General features: G+C 60.6%; 2 protein-coding genes. Both read right to left on the bottom strand.

Annotated features, from left to right (window positions below):
- The coding region (locus Q6D67_RS21585; RefSeq protein WP_304707905.1) for a hypothetical protein at nt 1–242 on the bottom strand (242 nt) is incomplete at its 3' end.
- Between the two features lie 7 nt (nt 243–249).
- Nucleotides 250–1,230, bottom strand: a 981-nt coding sequence (locus tag Q6D67_RS21580) for an IS66 family transposase (protein ID WP_304707903.1), incomplete at its 5' end; no start/stop codon positions are given.

Below are 1,230 nucleotides of genomic sequence, written 5' to 3'. Positions count from 1 at the left end.
TACCCATTGTTGATTTCGTCGACCGGGTCTTGGTCCTCAAGTGCGATTTCGATGGCGCGATCGAGCCGTATAAGCAACTGCCGAAGCGTTTCACCCTCTCGGCGTACAAGCATGGCAAGGCAGCGAGCTTCATCTGTAGCAACCGCGGCGCAGGGGATCGAGGCCACAGAGCCAATGCTGATTTTACCGTTGTCGTCGATGAGGAACTCGATGTTGGGTAGGGACGGGAATACCTTGCTCAAGATGCTATCAAGTACTGTCGTTTCGCCAGGGTAGCAGCGCTTCAATGGCCTCTACGGTGTTGGCGCGGGGCAGTTGTTCGTAGACCTGGCGCAGGTAGGCGTAAGGTTCGAGGCCGTTGGCCTTCGCCGTCTCGATCAGTGAATACAGGTTGGCGCTGGCGTTCACGCCTGCCAACGAGTCACTGAACATCCAGTTTTTGCGACCTGTAACGAACGGCCGGATCGCGTTCTCGGCTAGGTTGTTGTCGATCTCCAATCGACCATCTTCCAAATAGACTACCAGCTTGTCCCACTCGTTGTGCAGATACTGCAAGGCCTTTCCCGTAGCACTACCTGGGGGGACCTGTGGCAGGCTCTGGTCCAGCCATTGCCGCAGCTGTTGCAGGACAGGCGCAGCCCTCTCCTGCCGCAGCACGCGGCGCTGCTCCGGCGGCAACTGCCGGGCCCCCGCCTCCACTCGGTACAGTTTCTGGATATAGGCCAAGCCCTGGTGGGCCTTGCCGGTCTTCCCGCGCTTGCCCTGGGCTTTCACTGCCTCACTGAACCGACGCCGAGCGTGAGCCATGCAGCCAACGTGGGTGAGCTGCTGCGCGGCGACCACCGCGTTGTACCCATCGTAGCCGTCCGTCTGCAGATAACCCTTGAAGCCCGCCAGCAGGCGCAGTGGCACGGCCTGGCCGCGGCCCGGATCGTAGTCATACAACACCACCGGCTGACCCGGTGGCCCGCCGCGCTGCAACCACAGATACGATTTGGACTGGGCAGCCTTGCCCGATTCCTTGAGTACCTGCACCGTGGTCTCGTCCATCTGGATCAGATCATGGGCCAGAAGCTGGTCCCGCAACAGGTTGATCAGGGGCTGTACCAACTGACCCGCCTTGATCATCCAGTTCGCCAGCGTGGCGCGGGGGATGTCGACGCCGATGCGCTGCAGGATGGTCTCCTGACGGTAGAGAGGCAAAGCATCCTGGTACTTGGAGACGGTAAT

This window comes from Haliea sp. E1-2-M8, from assembly GCF_030649675.1.
Lineage (GTDB): Bacteria > Pseudomonadota > Gammaproteobacteria > Pseudomonadales > Halieaceae > Haliea.
This window is presented reverse-complemented; position numbering and strand designations above follow the sequence as displayed.